At 45.2% G+C, this 18,683-nt stretch carries 17 protein-coding genes; 9 read left to right on the top strand and 8 right to left on the bottom strand.

Annotated elements, in window-relative coordinates; genetic code table 11:
• Positions 1 to 132: 132 nt before the first annotated feature.
• The 3 genes from ACN0W5_RS08855 to ACN0W5_RS08845 form a co-directional block, all read right to left on the bottom strand.
• Complete coding sequence (locus tag ACN0W5_RS08855; RefSeq protein WP_417453784.1) at positions 133 to 456, bottom strand: hypothetical protein; 324 nt, start codon at positions 454 to 456, stop codon at positions 133 to 135.
• A 132-nt stretch (positions 457 to 588) separates the two neighbouring features.
• Positions 589 to 1,548: a DnaJ C-terminal domain-containing protein gene (locus tag ACN0W5_RS08850; protein WP_417453783.1), complete on the bottom strand. Its 960-nt coding sequence runs from the start codon at positions 1,546 to 1,548 to the stop codon at positions 589 to 591.
• Between the two features lie 244 nt (positions 1,549 to 1,792).
• The gene (locus ACN0W5_RS08845) at positions 1,793 to 2,260 is read right to left on the bottom strand and encodes an RT0821/Lpp0805 family surface protein (RefSeq protein ID WP_299372798.1); all 468 of its coding nucleotides are present in this window, start codon (positions 2,258 to 2,260) and stop codon (positions 1,793 to 1,795) included.
• Positions 2,261 to 2,568: 308 nt separating this feature from the next.
• Between ACN0W5_RS08845 and pdxH the strand changes: the two genes are divergently transcribed.
• The 6 genes from pdxH to modC all read left to right on the top strand — a co-directional run bounded on the left by pdxH (position 2,569) and on the right by modC (position 7,709).
• A complete protein-coding gene (gene pdxH / locus ACN0W5_RS08840; protein WP_417453782.1) occupies positions 2,569 to 3,174 on the top strand; it encodes a pyridoxamine 5'-phosphate oxidase in 606 nt (201 codons plus the stop codon).
• Positions 3,175 to 3,196: 22 nt separating this feature from the next.
• A complete protein-coding gene (locus ACN0W5_RS08835; protein WP_417453781.1) occupies positions 3,197 to 4,174 on the top strand; it encodes a cation diffusion facilitator family transporter in 978 nt (325 codons plus the stop codon).
• A 16-nt stretch (positions 4,175 to 4,190) separates the two neighbouring features.
• Complete coding sequence (locus ACN0W5_RS08830; RefSeq protein WP_417453780.1) at positions 4,191 to 4,982, top strand: SDR family NAD(P)-dependent oxidoreductase; 792 nt, start codon at positions 4,191 to 4,193, stop codon at positions 4,980 to 4,982.
• A gap of 102 nt (positions 4,983 to 5,084) precedes the next feature.
• Positions 5,085 to 5,873: a molybdate ABC transporter substrate-binding protein gene (gene modA, locus ACN0W5_RS08825; protein ID WP_417453779.1), complete on the top strand. Its 789-nt coding sequence runs from the start codon at positions 5,085 to 5,087 to the stop codon at positions 5,871 to 5,873.
• A 43-nt stretch (positions 5,874 to 5,916) separates the two neighbouring features.
• Positions 5,917 to 6,582: a molybdate ABC transporter permease subunit gene (gene modB / locus ACN0W5_RS08820; RefSeq protein WP_417432656.1), complete on the top strand. Its 666-nt coding sequence runs from the start codon at positions 5,917 to 5,919 to the stop codon at positions 6,580 to 6,582.
• On the top strand, positions 6,579 to 7,709 hold the full coding sequence (modC, locus tag ACN0W5_RS08815; protein ID WP_417453778.1) for a molybdenum ABC transporter ATP-binding protein: 1,131 nt from the start codon (positions 6,579 to 6,581) through the stop codon (positions 7,707 to 7,709). Before modB ends, modC begins: the two co-directional genes overlap by 4 nt.
• 5 nt (positions 7,710 to 7,714) lie before the next feature.
• On the opposite strand, the gene ACN0W5_RS08810 is transcribed toward modC, so the two are convergent.
• A complete protein-coding gene (locus tag ACN0W5_RS08810; RefSeq protein ID WP_417453777.1) occupies positions 7,715 to 9,367 on the bottom strand; it encodes a methyl-accepting chemotaxis protein in 1,653 nt (550 codons plus the stop codon).
• A 407-nt stretch (positions 9,368 to 9,774) separates the two neighbouring features.
• Here ACN0W5_RS08810 and ACN0W5_RS08805 point away from each other — a divergent pair, with 407 nt between their 5' ends.
• Positions 9,775 to 11,946: a CHASE3 domain-containing protein gene (locus ACN0W5_RS08805; protein WP_417453776.1), complete on the top strand. Its 2,172-nt coding sequence runs from the start codon at positions 9,775 to 9,777 to the stop codon at positions 11,944 to 11,946.
• 70 nt (positions 11,947 to 12,016) lie between these two features.
• Here the strand turns inward: ACN0W5_RS08805 and ACN0W5_RS08800 are convergent, their stop codons facing one another.
• Positions 12,017 to 12,442, bottom strand: coding sequence for an Lrp/AsnC family transcriptional regulator (locus ACN0W5_RS08800; protein ID WP_417453775.1), 426 nt, complete (start codon positions 12,440 to 12,442; stop codon positions 12,017 to 12,019).
• Positions 12,443 to 12,617: 175 nt separating this feature from the next.
• On the opposite strand from ACN0W5_RS08800, the gene ACN0W5_RS08795 reads away from it, so the two are divergent.
• A complete protein-coding gene (locus ACN0W5_RS08795) occupies positions 12,618 to 13,388 on the top strand; it encodes a carbon-nitrogen hydrolase family protein (protein WP_417453774.1) in 771 nt (256 codons plus the stop codon).
• 130 nt (positions 13,389 to 13,518) lie between these two features.
• Here the strand turns inward: ACN0W5_RS08795 and ACN0W5_RS08790 are convergent, their stop codons facing one another.
• The 3 genes from ACN0W5_RS08790 to ACN0W5_RS08780 form a co-directional block, all read right to left on the bottom strand.
• On the bottom strand, positions 13,519 to 14,064 hold the full coding sequence (locus tag ACN0W5_RS08790) for a hypothetical protein (protein ID WP_417453773.1): 546 nt from the start codon (positions 14,062 to 14,064) through the stop codon (positions 13,519 to 13,521).
• Between the two features lie 118 nt (positions 14,065 to 14,182).
• Complete coding sequence (hemA, locus tag ACN0W5_RS08785; RefSeq protein ID WP_417453772.1) at positions 14,183 to 15,394, bottom strand: 5-aminolevulinate synthase; 1,212 nt, start codon at positions 15,392 to 15,394, stop codon at positions 14,183 to 14,185.
• Positions 15,395 to 15,784: 390 nt separating this feature from the next.
• Positions 15,785 to 17,182 carry an aspartate aminotransferase family protein gene (locus tag ACN0W5_RS08780; protein ID WP_417453771.1) on the bottom strand — a complete coding sequence of 466 codons (1,398 nt, stop codon included), beginning with the start codon at positions 17,180 to 17,182 and terminating at the stop codon, positions 15,785 to 15,787.
• A gap of 229 nt (positions 17,183 to 17,411) precedes the next feature.
• Here ACN0W5_RS08780 and ACN0W5_RS08775 point away from each other — a divergent pair, with 229 nt between their 5' ends.
• Positions 17,412 to 18,620, top strand: a complete 1,209-nt coding sequence (locus tag ACN0W5_RS08775; protein WP_417453770.1) for a response regulator — start codon at positions 17,412 to 17,414, stop codon at positions 18,618 to 18,620.
• The last annotated feature ends 63 nt before the right edge of the window (positions 18,621 to 18,683 follow it).

Here is an 18,683-nt window from a genome sequence, read left to right as displayed (position 1 = left end):
TCGTACGAGGGGCCAAGATATCTAAGGCTGTATCCTGCTGGCTTTCGCGATAAAACAAAGGCGTCTCATATGAGACGCCTTTGTTTTGCTAATTTTTAATTTGAAATTAAGGACGGTTTAACCTCAATTAGTTTATAAACCTTGGTTCCGAATAATATCTTCAAGATCCTGGCGGGCATCTGCGGGCAGTTCCTGTATTGCAGAGGCCAGAGCGCCGAGTAGTTTACGCAGGTTATAAACCTGATCCATACTGCGAAGGATGACGGGCATGGATTCATAATTAGCCCCAATTTCGTGAATAAGTTCGCGCAAAAGCTTTACGCGTTGCTCATCATCATCAGTGAAAATGAGGGTTCCGTCTTCCTGAGTTGGCATGACCCAGTTGCTTTCGATCCAGTTGGATAGTTCTGAACCACTGACATCTTGATCAATGACGATTTCATCAAAGGTTTTCATGCTTTTTGGGTCCTTTGTCCAAAGCCGTATTAGCCTTGCGTTGCTGGGCAAGTAATCTCAGCGGCACTATTTAGGCGTTACACGCTTTGAATGCAAGTTGTGTCTCTATTGCTTCGGTTAGTCAAAATGCGGTTAATCAAAAATACCTGTATCTTTGCGTGGGTCATAATCTTTTGACTTTGCCCAGTTGCGCAAGAAGTCTCGAAGCTCTTTATCTGTTTCTTTCGGCAAGGTAACCATCAGACGGATCAACTGATCCCCTCGGTTGTGCCCTTTGATGTCATCAATACCTTTACCTTTTAGGCGTAAAGTGGTGCCCGTGTTTGAGTCTGCGGGAACCTTTACTTTTACTTTGCCTGTTACGGTTGGCACGGTGAGGGTTGTTCCTTCGACCGCTTCCATAAGGGTAATGGGGACATCAAGATGTACATCATAGCCCTTACGCGTGAACATCGGGTGGGCTTCGATTTTAATTTCAACCAGTGCATCACCATTTGGTGCGCCACCCTTTCCGGGCAATCCCTGATTTTTCAGGCGCAGAACCTGTTTGTTATCAGTTCCCGGTGGAATGGTAACATTCAGTGTTTTTCCATCGGCTAGGTTAATGCGTTTCTTTGCGCCAGCTGCTGCTTCGACAAAGTTAACGCTGCATTCGTATTTTACATCGCTGCCTTTGCGTTTTGGTACGCCACCTCTGGCACCCGCACCGGCACCACGTGGGCCTTGTCTTCGGCCACCGAATAAATCGGAAAAGATATCTCCGATATCCATTTCCTGGCCAAAATCAAAGCCGCCACCACCACCTTGGCCTGCGGCACCACTTCTTGGATGACCTTGCTGGGTATAGCCAGAATGGAAAGGGTTTTGTTGTTGGCCGGAAGCATCAATCTCGCCGCGATCATACTGTTGCTTTTTCTCGGCATTGCCAAGAATGCCATAAGCCTGTGATACCTCTTTAAACTTTTGCTCAATTGCCTTGTCATCCGGATTAAGATCGGGATGGTATTTTTTTGCGAGCTTACGGTATGCAGATTTAATTTCCGCATCCGAAGCGGTCCTGCTGGTGCCGAGGATTTGATAGAGGTCTTTCATTGTCGAGGATGAAACCATTCAAACATTATAAAGGTAATACATAAGCCGTGTTATACACGTTTGTGCTACGCTAATGTAATAAATTAAACATAAGTTTAAAAGGGGGAGAAAGAAATCCCTCTTAAGTTTGGTGATTGGGCGGTAAAGCTTATTGTCTGGTATCTGGACCTTTGATTGAGCTGAATACACAAAAGCCCTGCACAGAGCAGGGCTTTTGAAGTTTGTTTTGCTTTTAAGCGTGTATCTACTGGATTTCCCAAGAGCCATCTTCTTGGCGACAAGCTGTGCCATAGGCTTCTTCGGTTTTTCCACCAATAACCACCGTCTGCTGATATTCACGGCAGTATTTTCCTTCGGAAGAGGTGCCGTCGCGGACAGGTGTCACGGTTCCGGAATTTCCTGAATCAGGGTTATTCCATGCGATAGTCTGCCCAACAGGTGCCGTTTGGGCACGATTGTAAGCGGTATCTGCTTTGCGTTTGTCTTCGTCGTCCATATAGCGACCAACTTCACTCCCTAAGAAGCCGCCGACAACAGCGCCAGCAGCGGCAGCGACGATTTGGCCAGAACCTTTACCAAATTGAGCGCCGAGTAAGCCACCAGCCAGAGCGCCACCTAAACCACCTACGGTTTGTTTAATTCCAGTATCGTTTGAACAGGCTGTCGTCGACAAGGCTATCAATAGGGCTGCTATACTTGCTTTGACTTTCATCGTCTTGCTCTCTGTGTAGTTATTATCTGCAATGAATGTATAAGAATGCTAACGGTATCTTGTTCTTTCACACACAGTTGCTTAAGTTTCAACATATCAGTTAAAAGATAATTGAGGCACTATTATGACCCCAAGATCTTTTCTGTGACATATCTGTGTTCGTGATTGCGTTTTGCACTGATTATTTATTCGAGCAAGGTTTTAACAAAGATGTCGCACGCTATGCTGTTGTGACCTTCATCTTGTTCTGATAAAGCATTTTAATATTATTTTTGCGTATGGTTTCTCGCTAAAAGGCTGTTTTTATTATGATCCGCGATAATACTCCTTCTGATCCCTATGATGTTTTTGACGTTTGGCTAAAAGAGGCCGAGGAAAAAGAACTCAATGACCCGACAGCGATGAGCTTGTCGACGGTTGATGCAACTGGAATGCCTTCGTCGCGGATGGTTTTGCTCAAAGATTGGGACCGCCAAGGTTTTGTGTTTTATACAAACTATGAAAGCCGAAAGGGTGAACAGTTGCTTGCACATCCCAAGGCTGCCTTGATGTTCCATTGGAAATCGGTTCGTCGATCGGTTCGTATCGAGGGTCTTGTCGAGCAGGTAACACCCGAAGAAGCTGACGAATATTTTGCAAGCAGGCCAAAACAAAGCCAGATCGGTGCCTGGGCCAGTGATCAGTCCCGCCCGCTTGAAGGGCGCTTTGAGCTTGAGAAAAGAGTTGCTAAGTACGCGGCAAAGTATGGCCTTGGTAAAGTACCGCGCCCACCACACTGGTCGGGGTTCCGCGTTTGTCCTACACGTATTGAATTTTGGCAGGATGGCCCTTTTAGATTGCACGACCGATTGGTCTATTCGACAGAGGATATAAAACAAACTGGGCAGTGGAACACTGAACGACTTTTCCCATAGGTAGGCATAGTGAACCGATTCCATGGTCGATAACGCCAAGAAGTTAAGCCCGCAAGAACATCGGCAACGAACTGCACAGTTGATGCAGCGGGCTGGCTATGCGGCTGTTACTGCTGCTTTAATCTTGATTGCTGCAAAACTATCAGCTTGGGCCTATACAGGGTCGGTTTCCGTTTTAACCACATTGGTTGATTCACTTCTGGATGCAGGGGCTTCTCTTTTAAACCTTCTCGCCATCAGGCACGCCCTGACGCCAGCGGATAATGAACACCGTTTTGGGCATGGTAAAGCCGAGGGCTTGGCCGCCTTGGCTCAGGCCGCCTTTATTGCTGGATCGGCTATTTTCCTTATCTTGCAGGCAGGAGAAAGATTTTCAAGCCAGCATGTTGTTGAGAACAGCAGCGTCGGGATTGGGGTTATGATTTTCTCTATTCTAACCACTTTTGCCCTGACCAGATATCAACACTATGTTGTTAAGGAAACAGGGTCGGTAGCTATTCAGGCTGATGCCCTGCATTATGTTGGCGACATGGTTGTGAATGGTGTTGTTATTCTGGCGTTGGTTCTAGGTTTTTATTTCGATCTTCCTTGGATTGATCCGGTGTTTGCCTTGGCAATTTCGCTGTATATTCTTACCTATGCATGGGGCGTTTTGAAAAAAGCGCTGGATATGCTGATGGATCGGGAATTGGATGATGGTGAGCGTGCTAGGATTAAAAGTCTGATTTTGGCTCACGAAGAGGTGCTAGGCGTGCACGACATCAGGACCAGAATATCAGGGCCAGACCTTTTTATTCAATTTCATATGGAACTGGATGGTGCCATTAGTTTGGCGCAATCCTATGATATTGCAGAAGAGGTTGATCAAGAAATCTGTCAGATATATCCGCATGCAGAGATTATCGTTCTGCAGGAACCTTACGGGATAGAAGTACACAAGAAGATATTGAAGAAAAAGAAACGCGCCACCCCCGGCGAAGAGACTGCAAATGCAGGGTGAAGGAAAATCGGACGTTATGAATAATCGTTCCAATAACAATGCTGATACTAACGGTGCTGATGCCAATAATTCAGATACCCGTAAAACCTTGATCTTGACCGGTGCAAGTCGGGGTATTGGCCATGCGACGGTTCAGTATTTCAGTCAGAGAAACTGGAAAGTGATCACTTGTTCTCGCGAAGATGTTCCCGAGCACTGTAAGCGAGATCCGAACTGGGCAGATCATATTGTCACAGACCTAAACGATACAGCGAGTACCCAGAGTTTTATCGACCGTGCGAACGAAATTCTGGATGGTGAACCTATTCATGCCTTGGTTAACAATGCTGCTGTGTCCCCAAAAACGTCTTATAAAGAAAGACTTGGTTGTCTTAATGGGGATGTCGATACTTGGCGGGAAGTCTTTGAGCTGAACTTCTTTACTCCCTTGATGCTGTGCCGCGGGTTTGCGTCCGCGTTGGGCCGAGGAGAAGGGGCGGTTGTTAATATTACATCGATTGCCGGACACGGGGTTCATCCCTTTGCTGGATCTGCTTATTCAACATCCAAGTCTGCGCTTTCTGCGCTTACGCGGGAACTTGCTGTTGAGTTTGCCCAGTTTGGGGTGCGTGTTAATGCGGTCGCGCCGGGCGAAATTGAAACGGCAATGATTGGCGAGGAATACGAAGCTCTGATCCCAAGAATTCCGATGAACCGAATGGGCGAGCCAAGCGAAGTTGCATCCGCTGTTTATCAACTCTGTACACCAAATTTTGGATACGTTACAGGAACCGAAATTTTCGTAACAGGTGGTCAGCATCTGTTTTAAGCACTGGTAACACTATTCAATCAACTGGTGTTAACGGCCTTTGGTGGGGATAGATAAGAGATAAAGACTATTTACGCGATCTGGTTAAGCGATTTGGGCACGATGAAAAAACACCTCGCCTATTATCTTTCTGTTCCTGTTCTTATCTGGGGAATGATACTCGGAATTTCGCCGGTCTGGGCCGAGCGTGTTAATGTTGCTGTTGCGGCCAATTTTACGGCGGCTGCAAAGGAACTTGCGCAGGACTTTAGGGAAAGCACAGGCCACGAAGCCGTTCTTTCCTTTGGTTCAACGGGCAAGCTATATGCGCAAATTCTTCATGGTGCTCCTTTTGAAATCTTTCTTGCTGCCGATCGCGCACGCCCCCGTAAATTGGAAGACGAAGGTCATGGTGTTTTATCTTCCCGGTTTACCTATGCCTATGGGCAGATTGCGCTTTGGTCGCGACATAATGAACTTTTCAATAGTAGAAAACTGAGCAACGAAGATGTTGCAAAACTGGTGACCGGGGACAAGATAACCCGCCTTGCCGTTGCCAACCCCAAAACCGCACCTTACGGCCTTGCCGCAGAACAGTACCTTAAAAAGCTGGGCGTTTATGATCAGGTCCAAGGCAAGACAGTTTATGGCGAGAATATCGCCCAGACCTATCAGTTCGCATACACAGGCAATGCGGAACTAGCTGTGGTTGCCTATGCTCAGGTTTTGGGGAGTGCATCAGGCCAACATTGGCTTGTTCCCCCAGAAGATTACGAGCCTTTGGGCCAAGATGCTGTTCTTCTGAAAAGGGGACAGCTTAATGAGGCTGCTCTGGCTTTTATGGATTATCTGAAAAGTAGAGATGCAGCTGTTATCATTACAAAATTCGGGTACACTCTTGAGCCAAAGTGAAACTTAATAACACCAACGAAGCCTTTCCGGGGGAGTTTTATATATGTGGGATCCTATTTGGATCACTGTAAAGCTGGCTTTTATCACAACAGTTATCTTGCTGGTGTTGGGGACACCCGTCGCTTGGTGGTTGGCCCGATCCAAAGCCTGGTGGAAAGAAGGTGTAGCAACGGTTGTTGCTTTGCCAATTGTCCTGCCGCCGACTGTTATGGGGTTTTATTTGTTGATTGCTCTTGGCCCGGATAGCCCCATTGGGCAGATTACAACAGAAATCTTTGGCAGGGCTTTACCTTTTACCTTTGCAGGGCTGGTTGTTGGGTCAGTTATCTATTCCATGCCATTTGTAATCCAGCCAATCCGGAATGCTTTTGAAGCAATTGGAGATCGCCCGCTGGAAGTTGCGGCGACCTTACGGGCATCGCGGTTGGATAGTTTTTTTTCTGTCGCATTACCTATGGCCAGACCGGGCCTATTAACGGGTGCCGTCCTTGGCTTTGCACATACAGTTGGGGAATTCGGGGTTATCTTGATGATTGGGGGGAACATCCCCGGTGAGACCAAGGTACTTTCGGTTGCCATCTATGATCATGTTGAGGCGCTGGAATGGGGACAGGCGCATATTCTCTCGGCGGGGCTTCTTGTCTTCTCGTTCCTTGTTATCCTGAGCATGATGGTTCTAGAGAAAAAACTGGGGCGCCGTTTGCGATGATTAATATTAAAGATTCTGATTTAAAAAATAATGGCATTGTTGCGCAATTTTCCGGCCCCTTGGATCAATTTGATCTTTCGGTTGCATTCGAATTACCTGCGCGTGGGGTTACTGCCCTGTTTGGTCGATCAGGGTGTGGCAAAACAACTGTCTTGCGATGTTTAGCTGGCCTGTCAGAAACAGATTGTGGGTTTTTGTCTATTAAAGGACAAGTCTGGCATGATGAAGATCATTTTTTGCCAACGTATAAAAGGCCTGTCGGTTTTGTCTTTCAGGACGCCAGCTTGTTTCCGCATCTGTCTGTGTATGAAAACTTGGTTTTTGGAAAGAAAAGGGCAGGGGGGCGATCTGATATTGTTCCCATAGATGATCTTATCGACCTTTTAGGGCTGGAAGAGCTGTTGGACCGTTCGACCCATCACCTGTCTGGCGGCGAACGTCAACGTGTTGCTATCGGTCGGGCTTTGTTATCAGGACCAGAGTTGTTGTTGATGGATGAACCTTTGGCAGCGCTGGATAAATTCAGTAAAAACGAAATTATTCCTTATTTGGATCGTCTGTTTAAGGCTCTTGATATTCCCGTAATATTTGTCAGTCACGATACCGAAGAGGTTGAAAGGTTGGCGGATTACATGGTTCTTATGGATCAGGGAAAGGTTATTTCAAATGGGCCGTTAAGCGAAGTTTTGTCTGACCCGGCTCTGTTTATCGCTAAAGGATCAAAGACATCTTCGGTAATTGATGTCGAGGTTATGTCTTTCTCGGAAACTGACAGGATTACCGAAACGATTGTTGATGGCGGGAAGATTTTGATTCCGGGTGTTTTGGGTGATGTCGGAAGTAAACATCGAATTTCGATTGCTGCAAATGACGTAAGCCTCGCGATAAACCAACCGTCTGAAACGACCATTCTGAATGTCTTTCCAGTCCGTATTCTGGATATACATTTGTTGGATGGTGCCCGGTGTAATTTGCTTTTGTCTATCGGGCATCGACATCAGCATGGCGCAAAATTTTTAGCTCGTATCACACAACGGTCACTACGGAAGTTTGATTTTAAGGTGGGGCAAGATATTTATGCTCAGGTAAAATCGGTATCCATGGTCGGTGGCACTTTAAGTTCTTGAGTCATCTACGCTGATCTCAGGTTCATGAGGAACTTATCTATTTCCGTATTGAGAACGTTTGATTGTAATGATAGCTCACTGGTTGCGGATAAAACTTCCTGTGCATTTGTTTCTGTTTGTGACGCTCCGTTTTTGACCTCTGATATACTGTTCGAAACTTCTTGCGTGCCTTGTGATGCTTGTTGAATGTTAAGTGAAATTTCCTGAGTTGCTGCTTCTTGTTCTTGTACAACACTGGCGATTTGTTTGGTGATATCGTTCACTTTGTTGATGGTTGTGCTGATATGGCTAATGGCTTCAGCTGTATTACCAGCAACGTTCTGCATTTCTGCGATTTGTTCAGAAATCTCCTGAGTTGCTTTGGCGGTTTGATTTGCAAGATTTTTAACTTCACTGGCAACAACTGCAAAACCTTTCCCTGCTTCACCTGCGCGTGCGGCTTCGATAGTCGCATTCAATGCAAGCAGGTTAGTCTGTTCTGCAATGTCGTTGATGAGGCTGACGACAGAACCAATACGATCGGCCATCTCAGCCATGCCTTGGACCGTAGAATTAGCACTTTCCCCTTCAGAGACAGCTTGTTCTGTAATCGTGGATGATTCATTTATCTGGCGCGTAATTTCCTGAACAGAATAGGAAAGCTCTTCCGTTGCAGAGGCTACAGTTTGCACATTCTGTGAAGCCTGATCCGAAGCAGACGCGACGGCCAATGCTTGTGTGTCTGTGGATTTAGCGATTGTACTTAGAGATTCGGCAGATGAATTCATTTCTGTGGCTGCGGCTGCGACGGATTGAATGACATGTCCGACAGTGTCTTCAAGATTTTGCGCCATATCAAGTCGTGCTTGTTCTTCTGCTTTTTCTGCTCTTTCTTTTTGTGCTGCCGCTTCTATTTGAAGTTTTTCGTTCTCAGCAAGTTTTCCCCGAAAGATGTTGAGGGCTTCAGCGACTTTACCAATTTCATCGTTATTGACAATCTCTACAGGTGTTTTGGTATCGCCAGTTAGCAAATTTTCGATGGCGACGACAACCTTTCCCAAGGGGGAGGTTATACTTTTCCGGACAAGAACGTAGGAAATTAAGGAAGAGAGTAGTAGGGTGAAAATTGTTAGTATGATCAGGACGCGCAGGGCAAATACTTCATGTTGTTCAACGGTTAAAGCAGCTCGTGCAGTGAAATCTTCGACTTCGAAAAGTAGCTCTTCAAGTTCATGGACTAACTGTTCCGCTTCTTTCTCGAAATTCTCTTCGAGAACGATGGCCTTTTTGCTCTTACCTGCTTCTAACAGGTCGAATATTTCATTTGCATGTTTGTCGTAGTCATGATGTTCCTGCTCTATCTTTTTCAATATATCAAGAACATGTTGAAACTCTTTACGTTGAACTTCACCATGCGCATTGGCTATGGCCATTGCAGCAATTTCTTCGCCTTTGATAATTTCTGCATCGATGAGTGTGGTTAATTCTTGGAAGTGTTTTTTAGCTTTATCGTAAAGCTTCCCAAGGTGAGGATCATTTTTATGATGTTCACCATATTTTGCCGCGCGCTCATAACTTACAGTTTGCTCTAGCTGGTGGGTCGTGATTTTTGTTAGTATGTTGGTTAGCGGAATATCCCGTTCAGCTATCCCCTCTAACTCAGTACCTATCTGTTGCATTTGATAGATCGAAAATCCAGAAACGCCGATTAGGGATATAAGGCACAGCGTGATGATGCCCAAGATTTTTGTACTTACACTTAACTTCAGTCTGTTTATATTTTTTACTATATAACACTCCATCTTGGGCTACATGTTTTAAGCTACTATCATTTAGGAATATTTTCATTTTCACATACTATTGTATGTAACTATTAAGCTGATTTTATTAACAGACTACTAAATTTGTAGTGCTTTTAAGTGACGATGTATTTTTATGTATACGTTATCGGGTGTTTTGCTCGCCGTTTTATTGGCAACGTCCTTAAAATATAAGATCAAATTTAACTAATAAATAGAATTAATATCTTGGTAATTATAATTCATTATGGTTTTGAGAAAATAATTACGTCCCGGATAGCAGTTCTATGAAGTGGTCATCTCTAAAGACCATGCCGAAGATTTTAATTGGTGTGGCAATTCCTCTGGTTTTACTTGTTGTTATTAGTCTTGTGAGCTTTACCTCTATTGGTAATATTTCAACTGCGACTGAGAATGTTGAATCAGCTCATACGACATTAGAAGAGATGACGGATGTTATTGCCTCGGCGGTGGATATGCAAACATCGATGCGGGGGTACCTTCTTGCGGGGCAAGACAGTTTTCTCGCTCCCTATGAACAGGGGCAAGAAGAAACTTATGACAAGATTGCTAAGCTTAAAGATCATGTAGGTGATAATCCTGAACAGCTGGCGCTTTTAAGTGAAGCCGAAGCGACTTTGCAGGAATGGCAAGATGTTGTCACAGGACCATCAATAGATCTTCGTCGTCAAATAGGTGATGCAGAAACTATGAATGATATGGCGCGATTGGTCGCAGAGAATAAGGGCAAGGTTTATTTTGAAAAGGTACAAAGCCAAATAGAAGGGCTTATTAAGCAGGTTGTTACGCAACGGGCTGAGCGACAAAAGAAAATAGACGCCGTTTTGATGTTTACGAAGCTGGACGCAGATTCCGTTGGGAAGATGTTGAAAGAAGTAAACGAAACCAATGGTGTCATTATACAGGCCAATGCCGTTTTTAAAGCTGTTGTAGATATGGAAACCGGAATGCGTGGGTATCTTCTGGCTGGGCAGGAAGATTTCTTAAAGCCTTATTTCGACGGCAGTGAAGAATTGGTTAAAATTACAACTGATCTTAAAGCCGCACTCAAAGATAATAAAGATCAGGTTGAACTACTCAATCAACTGGAAGCGACGGTCAAAGAATGGCAGGCAAACGTCGTTGAACCCATGATTTCTTTACGAAGAAAAATTGGGTCAGCTAAAACCATGGATGATATGGCCGACTTGGTTGGCGAGGCAAAGGGCGAAGAGTATTTTACGGCTTTCCGGTCAACGATGACCGCCTTTGCAACGAACGAGCGCGCCCAGTTGGAAAAACTCAAAGCCGAAACGGAAAACACAGTAACAGCCACCAATACAGTGATTGTTTCTGCAACGGTAGTTGCGATACTTCTCGGGGGAGGGCTGGGAATGCTCGTGGGACGTGGTATTGCACAGCCTATCAAACATATGACCGGTGTCATGGGACGCTTGGCGGGTGGTGAAAAGGATGTGGATGTTCCTGGACTTGAGCGCGGCGATGAAGTTGGCGAAATGGCTTTGGCTGTTCAGGTGTTCAAAGACAATATCATCAAAACGGAAGAGCTGGCCAAAGAACAGGAAGAGATTCAGCGAATGCGCGAAGAGCGTACAAATAAAATTTCTTCCCTGACAAAGGATTTTGATAGCGGAGTATCCGTTCTTCTGGAATCTGTGGGAACCGCGATTTCCGATATGGAAGGCACGGCAAAATCAATGTCTGATATTGCCCAACGGACAAAAGAACGTGCAACTGTTGTATCAGGCGCGGCCCAAAATGCATCCGTCAATGTTCAGTCGGTTGCCAGTGCCACCGAAGAGTTGTCTTACTCGATTAAAGAAATTAGCCAGCAGGTTAATCAATCTTCTGAGATTACCAGTAAGGCAGTTGCCGAAGCTGGTAAGACTGACCAACAAATTCAAGGATTAGCAAGTACCGCGGATCAAATCGGGGATGTGGTGAGCCTCATTTCAGATATTGCAGAACAGACTAATCTGCTTGCGCTAAACGCCACGATTGAAGCTGCGCGTGCTGGTGACGCGGGTAAGGGCTTTGCTGTTGTTGCCAGCGAGGTGAAAAATCTGGCGAATCAAACAGCCAACGCGACAGAGCAAATATCATCCCAGATTGAGGCTGTACAATCGGATACCAAGAGTGCGGTAACCGCGATACAGTCTATTACCTCTACAATTAACGAAATTAATCAAATTGCGTCTGCCATTGCTTCTGCTGTTGAAGAACAGGGGGCGGCTACTTCTGAAATTTCTAGAAATATCGAGCTTGCTGCGAATGGTGCAGGTGAAGTCACTAATAATATTGAATCGGTCAGTCTGGCGGCAAATGATACGGGCGTAGCATCTGAGCAAGTTTCTGCTGCGACACGCGAACTTAATAGCAAAGCTGATAATTTGCGTGGCGAAGTTGAAACTTTCCTAAATGCGATCCGCTCTGCTTAGCAGGTTTTTTTATCGCTCTATAAAGAGAATTACTCCATTCATTACTTTTGCTATCGGTCATTACTTTTTGCTATTGGTAGTGAGTAGCGAGAAGGATATTTGTCTCTGTTTCCATTACATCTTCATGGGTTCTGATATCAGCTAGGGTGCTGTCCAAGCTTTCAAGTGACTGTGTATGAATATCGACAAGAATATCATACGGGCCACTGATGGTGTGGATGGCGATAACCTCTGTCTGTCCAGCAAGATAGGCCATGATCCGCTTGTTGGATTTTGATCGCATCTTTATTCTTGCCTGTGCTCTAATTGGTGTTTGGGCATCTGCGTCAGATGTTTTTATTGTAAAACCCTGAATGACCTTTTTGGCAACAAGCCGATCTATACGGTTTTGTACCGTTGCCCTAGAAATACCGAGTGTGTGCGCAAGTGATACGACGGGTTGGCGCGCATCCTGACGTAAAAGGGCTATGAGTTTCTGATCTGTATTGTCTATCATTTTGACAATATGCGATATTCTTTGATCATTTTGAAAGATAATAATCAATTTGTGTGCAATTTTATGGCTATTTGTTTACATCGCGTCGCGTAATACTGCGTCATATTATTAATTATGGCGACAGTGCTTTGTGTAGAGGTGGGCTGTCTCTTTTTTCAAAAAAGTGAGTAGAGTAATGAGAGTAACCGTTTGCCAGTTCGATAATCGTATAGAAAAAATTGAAGACAGTTTTTCTAAGTTGGCTGATCATGTGCAAAAGCATAATTCCGAGTTTGTTTTGGTTCCAGAAATGTCCTTTTCTTCTTGGTTAGCGGCATCAAGACAGCCGAACGCAAAATCTTGGCTTGGTGCTGTTGACGCTCATACAAAAATGATTGATCGCCTTGACGAACTTGGCGCAAAAGCGGTTATGGGTACGCGACCTGTTCTGGATTTAGCGCGACGAAGAAACCGTGCATATCTTTGGCAAGAAAAGCAGGAACTGGTTGAATTTCATGATAAATGGAATTTGCCCGACGAAGAGGATTACTGGGAAGCGACTTGGTATGATCGGGGGGACAAACTTTTTTCTACGGCACGGTATAATGATGTACGGATCGGCGTCACAATTTGTACCGAGATGTGGTTCTTTGAGCATGCGAGAAGTTACGCAAAGCAGCAGGCACATCTTTTGTGTGTGCCAAGGGCAACCCCGCATGGATCGACTGAAAAATGGCTTGCGGGTGGACGTGCGGCGGCTGTTGTCTCTGGTGCTTATTGCTTATCATCGAACCTATATAATCCTAAGGACGATGGTGATAATCTCGGCGGGTTGGGGTGGGTCATTGATCCAGAAGGAAATGTGATGGCAACGGCAACACCCGAAAATCCGTTTGTTACTGCGGAGATTGATATAGATTTTGCTGAAAAATCAAAAAAGACTTATCCGCGCTATGTGGCGGACTAAAATTCGGTTCTAAATAAGAAAACTTATTTCCTAAAAGAGGCGTCAACTTGATGCCTCTTTTATACGAGGACGTGGTGTCGTTTTTAAACGGCCCCCCTGGTCTAGGTGTGATTTAGGGCAGAGATGAGATTTAGGCGAGACTTTTTGCCATATCTTCGGCCATATCTTCGTAAGTTCTAAGCTGTTCCGTTGTGTGTTTGATATCAAGGTCAAGCCAGTTATCAAATTGACCTTTTGCCGTGGAGTATTCTTGCTTTAGTTCCAAAAGACGATTCAGCTGTCTTTCATAGATATCAACAAGCAAGCTTACCTGCATCGTTTGTGTCGCCTGGTCTGCGAGGTGGAGCAAGCGCATCTTGATCGCGATAATCAGCTTGCTCATATCTGTGATGGGTGCGCGAAGGTTGGACCCCATCAGATAAATGAACTCTTCCTGACCAGAATATGTTAGAGAGAGGGTTTCCGCATCTGAAGTTTTATCAAGACTGACAAGTCCTTCGACTTTTAGGACTTCTAGCGGGGGACCAATCAGATCGAGCGATGGACCAACGACAAGACTGGTGAAACCACGTACTGTTTGGGCCAACATGGCATAACTCATGGGGCTTTCCATAAGCAAGCCAAGCGCGAGAAGGCGAGTTGCTTCTGCTGGGACCAGTGTATTATCGCGGTACATAGAGTTCTCTCATCTAACTAGAAGACGTCACTGATTAAGATACCAAACTAGAGCTAAAATATCTCGAAGTTTTTTATCTGTCCAGTTAAATGAGAACTATTCGCAATTAAGGCGTTTTTTAGGCAGCGATTTGTAATTGCAGTTCTTGCCAGATTTCCTTTAGTGCCTTGACCAGATAATCAATATCATCATCAGTGTGAACGGGCGATGGTGTTAGCCGTAACCGTTCTGTACCCTTAGGTACCGTAGGATAATTAATAGGCTGAACATAGATACCATAGCGGGACATAAGGGTATCGGTGATCTGTCTACAAGTTTTAGGGTCACCCACCATAACGGGAACAATATGTGTTTCCGACTCGATAACGGGCAACCCAGCTTCTTTCAATCGTTTGCGGGTTTCATGTGCGCGATCCTGATGGCGGCTTCTCTCAAAAGCACTTTCTTTCAAATGACGAATTGATGCCAGTGCGCCAGCTGCAACAGCAGGGGGGAGTGATGTCGTAAAGATAAAGCCGGACGCGTAGCTACGGATAAAGTCAACGAGGCTTGCAGAGCCTGTGATGTAGCCACCAACGACGCCAACGGCTTTGCCTAGGGTGCCTTCGATAACATCCAGGCGATGGGTCAGATTTTCTCTGTCGGTAATACCACCACCGCGTGGGCCATACAGGCCAACCGCGTGTACTTCGTCCAAATAAGTCAGGGCATTGTATTTGTCTGCCAGATCACAGAAAGCTTCGATTGGTGCAACATCCCCATCCATAGAATAAACGGATTCAAAGGCGATAATCTTTGGACGCTCAGGGTCAATTTCTTTGAGTTTTGCTTCAAGATCTTCGGGATTATTGTGTTCAAAGATAACCCTGTCCGCTTTACTGTGGCGGATGCCTTCGATCATAGAGGCATGGTTCATGGAATCAGATAGAACCACACAGTTCGGCAGCTTTGACGCCAAGGTGCTCAGTGCAGCCCAGTTGGAAACGTAGCCAGAGGTAAAGAGCAGCGCGGCTTCTTTTTGATGCCAGTCGGCCAGCTCTTTTTCAAGCAAAACATGGTAATGGTTGTTGCCGGAAATGTTACGGGTGCCACCAGCACCTGCACCACATCTATCCAATGCATCGTGCATTGCGGCGATGACTTTGGGGTTTTGGCCCATACCCAAATAGTCATTGGAACACCAAACTGTGACAGGGCGGGTGCCGTCTGTGCCATAGTGAGTTGCATTCGGGAACTTACCAGCCTTACGCTCCAAGTCAGCAAAAACACGATAACGACCTTCTTCTCTCAAGCCATCTATCGCCGTACTGAAATACTCTTCGTAGTTCATTTGCTCTTCTCGCCTAACGTGAGCCGCTTTAACCGGCTTGTTCTTATACTCGTATACAGGCTTTGCTGTAACAAGCTTATCAGCTGTTGAATTAATGAATAGTTTACCTGAATTCAACAACAATTCGCACTCTACTGCGCCGCTATTATATCACCAACGCGACTGAACGACGCATAAAGTTTTAGTTTCTTCTTACACAACAGTGTTATCGCAACTTAATGTGGTCGTAATTGATCGATGTCAATTCGATGGGCGATATGTGATTTTAACAAAAACGAAACAGGTTGCGCCACAGAATTGTTGCGCCACAGAGTTTATGTCACAGGCTTTTGTCGACACGTGGGGGGAAGCTCTGCGGCGCAATATGATTTTAAGGCGATCGGGCGCTACTTAAATCAGGTTTTCTTCTTTGGCCCAGTGCAAAGTTTTATCCAAAGCAATGCTGAAACGCTTAAGAATCTGATCGATTTCATCTTCGGTAATGATCAAGGGCGGACAGAAGGCAATTGAATCCCCCATGTTTCTTAAGATCAAACCTTCGTCGATTGCACGTTCGTTCAGATAGGTGCCGACTTTGCCGATAGGATCAAAACTTTCTTTGGTTACTTTGTCCCGTACAAGTTCGACAGCAGCAATCAAGCCAACGCCACGAACTTCACCAACAAGGGGATGGTCTTTGAATTGGGCAAGACCATCTTGCAGTCGCTCTCCTGTATTTGCCGCTTGAACAAAGAGATCGCGTTCTTCGTAAATTTTCAGCGTCTCCAATGCAACGGCGGCACACACAGGATGGCCTGAGTAGGTGTAGCCATGCCCCAGAACCCCAATTTTTGCCGAATTATCTGCGATTCCTTGGTATAACATGTCCGTAATCATAACGGCAGAAATCGGTAGATATGATGAACTCAAAGCCTTGGCGATGCTAATAATATCAGGCTTCATGCCAAAGGTTTCACAGCCGAAGGTATTCCCTGTGCGGCCAAATCCACAAATAACCTCATCCGCAATCAGTAGAATGTCATATTTTTTAAGAACAGCCTGAATTTTCTCCCAATAACCTTTGGGGGGTACAATGACACCGCCGGCCCCCATGACAGGCTCGCCAATAAAGGCGGCAATGGTTTCAGGGCCTTCATCCAGAATCATTTTCTCTAAATCATCTGCCATGCGGGTTGAAAAATCTTCCTCGCTTTCACCATCTTGACCAAACCGCCAATAATGAGGACAGGATGTGTGGAGAATATTGGCGATCGGCAGATCAAAATCAGTGTGGTTTGCAGGAAGTCCTGTCATGCTGGCGCTGGCAACAGTCACGCCGTGATATCCTTTTATACGACTGATTATTTTTTTCTTTTCCGGACGTCCGACCGCATTGTTGTAATACCAGACCAGCTTGACCACCGTGTCATTGGCTTCCGATCCGGAATTGGCAAAGAAGACTTTCGACATGGGGACAGGTGCCATGGCAAGGAGCTTTTCTGATAATTCAATCGGGGGGATCGGCGTTTTGTGGGTGAAGCTGTGGTAATAGGGCAGCTGTTTCATTTGCTTGTTTGCTGCTTCTATTAATCGTTCTTCGCCAAAGCCCAGGGATGTTGACCATAAACCGGCCATCGCTTCGATATAGGATTTCCCTTGATCATCGAACACATTAATACCTTTGCCGTGAGTGATGATCAGGGGGCCTTTTTCTTCATGAGCACGGGCATTCGTATAGGGGTGGAGGCAATAGGCGACATCGCGCCCGGCCATGGAATTAGGTGCGCTTAAATTTGCTGAATCACTCATGTTGAATCCTGATCAAAGGTTTTTTTGTTTCTGATTGTGATTACACCCGAGAGCTATAGGGACTTCAAGTCGATAAATCATCGCGTAGAAATTTATTTTACAGAGAATTCTGTCAAAGGTGCTTTATGGGGAAAGAAGTTCATAAGCTTATAATTCTGGTAATACTTTTTGTATTATTTTTACAGGGTACATAGTTAAAGAATATTGCGATTGAAAGTTCTCGTAACAAATGAGTTCAAGTTCCATGGATGATAGCTATCAACAATTGAGAATAGAGTTTGTTGATCAGTGTCATGTGGTGACGGACGAGTTAGAGAGTCTGCTGAATAATGTCTATGATGGTAAAGAGAATGCGCCTAAGGCAATAGATCTTATCCGTCGCGAGATGCATAACCTCAAAGGACAGGGAAGTGTTTTTGGATACCCAGTGATATCCATGATTGCTCACCGTCTGGAAGATTATCTGGCAAAAGAACAAGTACTTGATATCGACAGAATAGATGATGTTAATGTGTATCTGGATCATATCAGGGGAATTGTTGGTCGAGATCAGCAGCTGTCCGATGCGGAAACAAATGAACTTTTAAGGTCCCTTCCTCAATTCGGTCTAGCAGCTCATAGCGAATTAGAAAAAGGCGCAATCGTTGAAGATGTCGAAGTTATGGTGGTGACGTCGAGCAAACTTCATCGGCATCGTTTGGAAAGTGCTTTAAATAAGCCAGGGTGGCGGCTGATTTCTTTTGACCGCACGCTTGATCTTCTTGAAAATGCCTTAGTCAGTCCACCGAACGGTGTTATCGTTTCTGGCGAGTTACCCCTTGTTTCAGGGGTGGAGTTAGCGCGAATATTTTTGGCTTTGGAAAAGCTTAAGAATGTACCCTTTGCTATTTTAACAAGCCGATCCAAAAGTCACAAAAATTTTGAAGACCTGTCTGAGAGTGTGAATTTTATCTCTACAGGGCAGGAGTTTGGGCAGGACGTTCAGCGTATTATTGACGTGTTTTCCCCACAATCAGTTAAAACTAACCCTCGAAAACAGCCTGTTAAAATAGCTGTGACGAATACAAAACACCTCGAGATTCTTTTGGCAGAAGATAATCGTATCAATCAAATTCTTGTCCAGCGGTTCCTAGATGATCAGCCTTGCAATGTTACTGTGGCAGAAAATGGTGTTGATGCTGTCGAGGTTTGTAAAAAACAAGTGTTTGATGTTGTTTTGATGGACGTCGTTATGCCCAAGATGGGTGGGGTCGAAGCAACAGAGGCTATCCGTGGTCTGGGTCTGTCTTGGACGGATAGTGTGCCGATTATTGCTTTAACGGCTGATTATGCTGGCGAACATCAAAGAGCGTATCAAAAAGCTGGTATGAATGAATGTGTCGGGAAGCCTATTGCGCCCGAAACTTTGCTGAATACGATTAATAAGCTGACAAGTTAACTGTGCCATGGAATTAATTTAGGTGCACTAAAGTCACGTTTTCGTCTAGACCGCACGACCGGA

This window comes from Kiloniella sp. (genome assembly GCF_048270245.1).
Lineage (GTDB): Bacteria > Pseudomonadota > Alphaproteobacteria > Kiloniellales > Kiloniellaceae > Kiloniella.
Note: the sequence above shows the minus strand (reverse complement) of the source record. Positions and strands in the feature narration are given on the sequence as shown.

Coding starts and splice junctions, on each gene's coding strand:
- ACN0W5_RS08855 (WP_417453784.1), bottom strand. CDS start 456: ATGAAAACCTTTGATGAAATCGTCATTGATCAAGATGTCAGTGGTTCA.
- ACN0W5_RS08850 (WP_417453783.1), bottom strand. CDS start 1,548: ATGAAAGACCTCTATCAAATCCTCGGCACCAGCAGGACCGCTTCGGAT.
- ACN0W5_RS08845 (WP_299372798.1), bottom strand. CDS start 2,260: ATGAAAGTCAAAGCAAGTATAGCAGCCCTATTGATAGCCTTGTCGACG.
- pdxH (WP_417453782.1), top strand. CDS start 2,569: ATGATCCGCGATAATACTCCTTCTGATCCCTATGATGTTTTTGACGTT.
- ACN0W5_RS08835 (WP_417453781.1), top strand. CDS start 3,197: ATGGTCGATAACGCCAAGAAGTTAAGCCCGCAAGAACATCGGCAACGA.
- ACN0W5_RS08830 (WP_417453780.1), top strand. CDS start 4,191: ATGAATAATCGTTCCAATAACAATGCTGATACTAACGGTGCTGATGCC.
- modA (WP_417453779.1), top strand. CDS start 5,085: ATGAAAAAACACCTCGCCTATTATCTTTCTGTTCCTGTTCTTATCTGG.
- modB (WP_417432656.1), top strand. CDS start 5,917: ATGTGGGATCCTATTTGGATCACTGTAAAGCTGGCTTTTATCACAACA.
- modC (WP_417453778.1), top strand. CDS start 6,579: ATGATTAATATTAAAGATTCTGATTTAAAAAATAATGGCATTGTTGCG.
- ACN0W5_RS08810 (WP_417453777.1), bottom strand. CDS start 9,367: ATGCAACAGATAGGTACTGAGTTAGAGGGGATAGCTGAACGGGATATT.
- ACN0W5_RS08805 (WP_417453776.1), top strand. CDS start 9,775: ATGAAGTGGTCATCTCTAAAGACCATGCCGAAGATTTTAATTGGTGTG.
- ACN0W5_RS08800 (WP_417453775.1), bottom strand. CDS start 12,442: ATGATAGACAATACAGATCAGAAACTCATAGCCCTTTTACGTCAGGAT.
- ACN0W5_RS08795 (WP_417453774.1), top strand. CDS start 12,618: ATGAGAGTAACCGTTTGCCAGTTCGATAATCGTATAGAAAAAATTGAA.
- ACN0W5_RS08790 (WP_417453773.1), bottom strand. CDS start 14,064: ATGTACCGCGATAATACACTGGTCCCAGCAGAAGCAACTCGCCTTCTC.
- hemA (WP_417453772.1), bottom strand. CDS start 15,394: ATGAACTACGAAGAGTATTTCAGTACGGCGATAGATGGCTTGAGAGAA.
- ACN0W5_RS08780 (WP_417453771.1), bottom strand. CDS start 17,182: ATGAGTGATTCAGCAAATTTAAGCGCACCTAATTCCATGGCCGGGCGC.
- ACN0W5_RS08775 (WP_417453770.1), top strand. CDS start 17,412: ATGAGTTCAAGTTCCATGGATGATAGCTATCAACAATTGAGAATAGAG.